General features: G+C 73.6%; 6 protein-coding genes. 2 read left to right on the top strand and 4 right to left on the bottom strand.

From position 1 onward, the window contains the following. The first annotated feature begins 117 nt into the window (after positions 1-117). Positions 118-1,347 (top strand): MFS transporter, encoded by a 1,230-nt coding sequence (locus E2C05_RS27695; RefSeq protein ID WP_205083130.1) that lies wholly within the window; start codon positions 118-120, stop codon positions 1,345-1,347. On the opposite strand, the gene E2C05_RS27690 is transcribed toward E2C05_RS27695, so the two are convergent. Next, positions 1,329-1,832, bottom strand: coding sequence for a cupin domain-containing protein (locus E2C05_RS27690; protein ID WP_133222875.1), 504 nt, complete (start codon positions 1,830-1,832; stop codon positions 1,329-1,331). The two genes, E2C05_RS27695 and E2C05_RS27690, sit on opposite strands and share 19 nt — an antisense overlap. Before the next feature lie 203 nt (positions 1,833-2,035). Between E2C05_RS27690 and E2C05_RS27685 the strand changes: the two genes are divergently transcribed. After that, positions 2,036-3,028 carry an NADPH:quinone reductase gene (locus E2C05_RS27685; RefSeq protein WP_133222874.1) on the top strand — a complete coding sequence of 331 codons (993 nt, stop codon included), beginning with the start codon at positions 2,036-2,038 and terminating at the stop codon, positions 3,026-3,028. A 64-nt stretch (positions 3,029-3,092) separates the two neighbouring features. Here the strand turns inward: E2C05_RS27685 and E2C05_RS27680 are convergent, their stop codons facing one another. The 3 genes from E2C05_RS27680 to E2C05_RS27670 form a co-directional block, all read right to left on the bottom strand. Then, a complete protein-coding gene (locus E2C05_RS27680; protein WP_133222873.1) occupies positions 3,093-3,857 on the bottom strand; it encodes an SDR family NAD(P)-dependent oxidoreductase in 765 nt (254 codons plus the stop codon). Then, positions 3,854-4,813 (bottom strand): 3-hydroxyacyl-CoA dehydrogenase family protein, encoded by a 960-nt coding sequence (locus E2C05_RS27675; protein ID WP_133222872.1) that lies wholly within the window; start codon positions 4,811-4,813, stop codon positions 3,854-3,856. Before E2C05_RS27675 ends, E2C05_RS27680 begins: the two co-directional genes overlap by 4 nt. Positions 4,814-4,851: 38 nt before the next feature. Further along, positions 4,852-5,979: thiamine pyrophosphate-binding protein (locus tag E2C05_RS27670; RefSeq protein WP_133222871.1), on the bottom strand; the 1,128-nt coding region annotated here is incomplete at its 5' end.

Here is a 5,979-nt window from a genome sequence, read left to right as displayed (position 1 = left end):
GGCCGGCGGGGCGGCTGCGCGCCACGCGCCAGGATCAGGCCGGCCGGGACCCATGCGGGCCGGCCTGACCGCCACGGGCGCCGCCGCGGCGCCCCGGCGGTGGCCGCGGCGGGCATGATGGCCCTCGGCCGGCCGCTGAAGCTGCTGCTGCTGGCGCTCGGCGCCATGTTCGCGCAGCAGAGCTTCGCCTCGCTCGGCCGCGGCCTGCCTGCCGTGGTGGCGCCGGAGGTCATCGCCGACCTCGCGCTCGACCCCGCCTGGTTCGGCACCTATGTCAGCCTCGCCGCCCTCGCCTCGCTCGGCTTCCAGCTCGGCTGCGGCAGCTTCATCCTGCGCGACGGCGCCCTGCGGATGAGCCAATGGGCGCTGGCCATGCTCGCCATCGGCCTCGCCGCCGCGGCCAGCGGCTGGATCGCGCTGTTCATCCTCTCGGCCATCATCGGCGGCGGCGGCGCGGCGGTCTCCACCCCGGCCAGCTCCCACCTGCTCGGCCGCTATTCGCCGGCGAGATATGCGCCGCTGGTCTTCTCCCTGAAGCAGACGGCGGTGCCGGCCGGGCTGCTGCTGGCCGGGCTGCTCGGCCCCGCCCTCGCGCATGCCTATGGCTGGCGCGCGACGCTGGTCATCGCCGGCCTCGCCTGCCTCGGCTTCGCGCTGGTGCTGCAGCCGCTGCGGCGGGAGTTCGATTCCGACCGCATCCCCACCCAGCCCGTCCGCCTGTCCGACTTCTGGACCACGCTCCGCAGCGTCACCGGGCCGGGGGAGCTGCGGACGCTGTCCATGGCCTGCTTCGCCTTCAACGGGCTGCAGACCGTCTTCACCGCCTATTTCATCATCTTCCTGGTGGAGCTCGGCCAGGACCTGGCGGCGGCCGGCGCGCTGTTCTCCCTCGCCATGGTGGTGGCGGTGCCGGGGCGCATCCTCTGGGGCTGGCTGGGCAGCACGGTGGTGGCGCCGCGCGCGGTGATGTGCGGCTTGGCGCTGGGCATGGCGGCCAGCGCCGCGCTGCTCGGCCTGTTCGGCGCCGACTGGCCGCTGGCGCTGGTCGGCCTCACCGCCATCGGCCTGTCCGCCACCGCCATGTCCTGGCACGGCGTGCTGCTGGCGGAAGCGGCGCGGCTGGCCCCGCCCGGCCGCCGCGGCACGGCGACCGGCGGCGTGCTCTCCTTCGGCCAGGTCGGCGCCTTCCTGCTGCCCCTGGCCTATGCGCTCTGCCTCAGCCTGACCGGCAGCCATGGCTGGGGCTTCCTGGTCAGCGGCCTGCCGGCGCTGCTGGTCGGTCTGGCGCTGCTGCGGCCGGGGCGGCCGCAGCCGGATCCGCCCCTGGCCTACTCCACCGCCTCGTAGGGCAGGCGCTTCACCCTATCCATGTTCAGGCCCTCGATCCGGATCAGCTTGGTCGAGCCATCGCGGCGCGGCGCGTGCAGCACGCCGGGCTCGTACAGATAGGCATCGCCCGGCTGCAGCACGTAGTCGCGCACCGGCTTCGCCTTGCCCGGCCGCTCGCCATCCGGCCGCGCCAGGCAATCGAAATCGGTCATCACCGTCTCGCCCTCCGCCTGGCCATAGATCGCCCAGGACGGGCCATGGTCATGCGGCTTGCTGCCCTTCGCCCCGACATAGGCATGCGCGAGGATGGTGAAGCCGAGATCGGGGTCCTCGTAGAGCACCTTGCGCTCGGGCGTGCCTTCGGGGAGGGCGGCGGCGACGAAGCCGGCATCCTTCAGCGCCTCCTGCACCAGGTGCACCACCTGGACCCGGCCGGAGGGGCCGGGATCGGCCAGCAGCGCCTGGCGGCACTGGGTGGCGAATTGCTCGATGGTCAGGGCCATGGCGGGGTCCTCCTCTGGCGCAGGGCTTGCCGGGGCGTGGACGCCCCGGCGCTTGCTGCCGCCCTGCGGGAAACGGTCTCCGGCGGATCGGCGCCCGGGCCCGGGCGCAGGCCGCCGCGCCGTAGATCCAAGCCGCCCCCGGGCCGGGCTGTCAAACCCCGCGGGTCCAGGCAGACTTGCCGGATCGCCATGGGAGGGATGCGATGCGAGCCGTCTGGTACGAGCGGACCGGCCCGGCGCGGGAGGTGCTGCACTACGGCGAGCGGCCGCGGGCCGCCCCCGCGCCGGGCGAGGTGCGCGTCCGCCTCCTCGCCTCCGGCGTCAACCCGGCCGACACCTATCGCCGCGCCGGCACCAGCTATGCCAACGAATTCCCGCTGATCATCCCGAACAGCGACGGCGCCGGGATCGTCGAAGCCCTCGGGCAAGGCGCCGACCCGGCGCTGCTCGGCCGCCGTGTCTGGCTCTACAACGCGCAGCGCTTCCGCCCATTCGGCACCGCCGCCGAGTCCACCTGCGTGCCGCAGGACTGCGTGCATGACCTGCCGGAGGAGGTGCCCTTCGAGGTCGGCGCCTGCCTCGGCATCCCCGGCATGACGGCGCATCGCTGCCTCTTCGCCGACGGGCCGGTGGCGGGGCTGCGCGTGCTGGTCTCGGGCGGCGGCGGCGCGGTGGGCAACTACGCCGTGCAGCTCGCGCGCTGGGGCGGCGCGGCGCAGGTGCTGGCGACCGCCAGCGGCGGCTGGAAGGCGGAAGATGCCTCGGCCGCGGGCGCGGAGCAGGTCTTCGACTACCGCGCGCCGGACTGCGCCCAGCGCATCCTGGACGCGACGGGTGGCCAGGGCGTGGACCGGGTGGTCGAGGTGGATGTCGCCGGCAATGTCGCGCTGTGGTCGGCTGTGGTCGCCCTGAACGGCAGCGTCATCGGCTATGCCAGCAAGGGCGGTGCGACGCCGGCCATTCCGGTGTCCGGCACGCTGATGCGGAAGAACGTGAACCTGCGCGGCGTGGTGCTGAACAGCGCGCCCGCCGCGGCACGACGGCAGGCCATGCTGGACATCACGCAATGGCTGCGGGAGGGCGCCAGGCTGCACCGCGTGGCCGCCACCTTCCCGCTGGCGGAGACGGCGGCGGCGCATGAGGCCGTGGAGGCGGGGACGAAGCGGGGGACCGTGGTCGTGTTGCCGGACCGGTAAGCAGGGGCGCTGCCCCTGCACCCCGCCGGGGGGTCAAGCGCCCCCCCCCGGACCCCGGCCCGGGTCAGCCCAGCGTCAACCCGCCATCCACCGTCACCGTCTGCCCCGTCACCATGGCGGCACCGGCCAGCAGGAACAGCATCACCTCCGCCAGGTCGTCCGGCGTGCAGCGGCGCTTCAGCAGCGCCTTGTCGATCGACCCCGCGCGCTGCTCGTTCGTCCATTCGATCATCCAGGCGCTGTCCACCGCGCCCGGCGCCACCGCATTCACCCGCACCTCCGGCGCCAGCGCCCGCGCCAGGTTCTTGGTCAGGCTGATCACGCCCGCCTTGGTCGCGCCATAGGGCATGGAGGAGCCGACATGGCCCAGCCCGGCGATGGATGCCGTGTTCACCACCGCGCCCTTCGCCGCGCGCAGCGCCGGCGCCGCCGCCTTGGTGCAGCGGAACACGCCCACCAGGTTCACCTGCAGCAGCGTGTCCCAGAATTCCTCGGTGACACGGTCGAGGTCGGCGGGCGGGATGCTGCGGCTGGTGCCCGGCGTGCCGGCATTGTTCGCCAGGTAGTCGAGCCGGCCGAGATCGGCGACCGCCTGTTCCACCATGCGCGCGCAATCCTGCGCATCGCCGACATTGCCCGGCGCGGCGATCGCGTCGAGCCCCTCGGCCCGCAGCGCCTCCACCGCCTGCGGCCCGCGCGCATCGTCGGCCAGGTGGTTGATCGCCACCTTCGCGCCGTTGCGCGCCAGCTGCGTCGCCAGCGCCAGCCCGATGCCCGAGGCCGCGCCCGTCACCAGCGCCGCCTTGCCCGTGAGTTCGTAGCGGATCATTCGCTTCGCTCCAATCCAGCCATCGTCCCGATCTGCCGCATCGCCTGCTTCAGGGCGATCAGCCTGCGGTCCCGCGCCTCGAACAGCGCCGCCGCGTCGCCCGGCCAGCCATAGTAGCCCGCGCCGGCCAGCACGCCGGTGCGGCCTTCCGCAACGAGCCTGTCCAGCGCCGGGCTGCTGCCGCGCGGTTCCGGCGCCGTATAGCTGCGATTCGCCATCACCGCCTGCATCAGCGCGAGGCCGGTGAAATCCGCCTTGGCGTAGAAGCCGAGGATCGGCAGCCGCAGCGCCAGGCCGTGGATGATGGCGGCGTCGATCTCCGGCGCCGTCGCCACGCCCTCGTCCAGCAGGTGCTGCACTTCGAGACCGATCGCCGCCTGGATGCGGTTGGCGACATAGCCGGGGACGAATTTCTTCAGGCCCAGCGGCTGCTTGCCCATGTCCTTCAGCATGCCGAAGACCTGCTCGAAGGTCGCCGGCTCGCAATCCGGCCCCGGGATCATGTCCACCAGATCCACCAGATAGGGCGGCGTGTACCAATGGGCGATCATCGCCCGCCGCTGCCGCGCCTTGGGGATCAGCGGGAAGACGTCCAGGTGGCTGGTGTTGCTGGCGAGGATGGCGTCGGGCGGCGCGCAGGCATCCAGCCGCTCGTAGAGCGCGCGCTTCGCCTCCGGCACCTCGATGATCGCCTCGACGATCAGCTCGGCGCCGTCGACCGCTTCCTCCAGGCTCTCATGCCGCGTCACCGCCTGGGCGAGATGGCCGGAGGTCCAGTCCGCCGGCGCCTCCCCGCCCTGCACCAGCGTCGCCAGCGCCGTCTCCATCAGCCCCTGTGCCTTGGCCAGGGTCGCCGGGTTGCTGTCGGTCAGCCGCACCCGGTGCCCGCCCAGCGCGAAGACCAGCGCCAGCGCATGCCCCATGGTCCCGGCGCCGATGACCGCCACGCGTGCCATATGTTCGTCTCCTTCTCGTGCGTTGACCGCTGGGGGAGCTAGGGCGTCCAGGGTTCCGGCGCCCGGCAGTCGATGTCGGTGGCGACGTCCACCACCACCGTCTCCTCGCTCGCCAGCGCCTCCGCCAGCGCGCCGGCGATGTCCTGCGGCCGTTCCACGCGGATGCCCTTCAGGCCGAATTGCCGCGCGACGGCGGCGAAATCGGTCGGGCCGAAGCGCAGCACCTGCTCCGCCGCCACCGGCCGGTTGCCGGCCTGCTTCAGGTAGTTCGGCCAGCCCTGGCCGAAGCCGGAATTGTTGTTCACCACCAGCACCACGGCGATGCCGCGGCGCTTCGCCGTTTCCAGTTCCGGCAGGTGGTAGTACAGCGCGCCGTCGCCCGACCAGCACACCACCTTGCGCTGCGGCGCCGCCAGCCTGGCGCCGAGCGAGGCCGGGAAGGCCCAGCCCAGCGACCCTGCCGCGCGGAGGTAGGTCTGGGTCGGCTCCATCTCCACCAGCGTGCCGGTCCAGATGCCGGAATAGCCGGTATCGGCGACGAGGATGCCGTCCCCCGGGAGCGCGCGGGTGATCTCGGCGCAGAGCCGCGCCGGGTCGATGGCCACGGCCTCGCTGGCCAGCCGCGGCGCCACCGCCCGCCGCCACCCGGCCATCAGCGCCTGCGCCTCCGCCAGGAAGCCGCCCTCCCGCGCCGGCGTGCCGAGTTCCGCGACCAGCGCCGCCAGCGTGGCCTTCGGGTCGCCGAGCAGCGCGACCTCCGTCGCATAGCTCCGCTCGAACTCCAGCGGGTCGGCATCCACCTGCACCACCCGCGTGCCCGGCCGCGGCACGCGCCAGGCATGGGTCACCTGGTCGCCGGTGTCGCAGCCGACGAACAGCACGAGATCCGCCGCATGCACCACCTGGTTGGCCGGCGGCGCGGAGTAATTGCCGGCGACGCCGACATGCAGCGCATGCCGCGTGGAGACGAGGCCGCGCGCGCCGAGCGAGGTGGCGATGGGTGCCCGCAGCGCCTCCGCCAGCGCCAGCAATTCCGCCCCGCAACCGGACAGCGCCGCGCCATCGCCGGCGACGATCGCAACGCGCTGGGACGAGCGCAGCGCCGCCGCCGCCGCCCGCACGGCCGCGGCCTCCGCCACCGGCCGGTGCCGCGGCGCGGTCCAGGC

Origin of the sequence: Paracraurococcus ruber (assembly GCF_004353985.1) — a bacterium.
Lineage (GTDB): Bacteria > Pseudomonadota > Alphaproteobacteria > Acetobacterales > Acetobacteraceae > Paracraurococcus > Paracraurococcus ruber.
Note: the sequence above shows the minus strand (reverse complement) of the source record. Positions and strands in the feature narration are given on the sequence as shown.

Excerpts from the sequence above, each read along its gene's own strand:
- E2C05_RS27695 (WP_205083130.1), top strand. The coding sequence starts at position 118 with ATGGCCCTCGGCCGGCCGCTGAAGCTGCTGCTGCTGGCGCTCGGCGCC.
- E2C05_RS27690 (WP_133222875.1), bottom strand. The coding sequence starts at position 1,832 with ATGGCCCTGACCATCGAGCAATTCGCCACCCAGTGCCGCCAGGCGCTG.
- E2C05_RS27685 (WP_133222874.1), top strand. The coding sequence starts at position 2,036 with ATGCGAGCCGTCTGGTACGAGCGGACCGGCCCGGCGCGGGAGGTGCTG.
- E2C05_RS27680 (WP_133222873.1), bottom strand. The coding sequence starts at position 3,857 with ATGATCCGCTACGAACTCACGGGCAAGGCGGCGCTGGTGACGGGCGCG.
- E2C05_RS27675 (WP_133222872.1), bottom strand. The coding sequence starts at position 4,813 with ATGGCACGCGTGGCGGTCATCGGCGCCGGGACCATGGGGCATGCGCTG.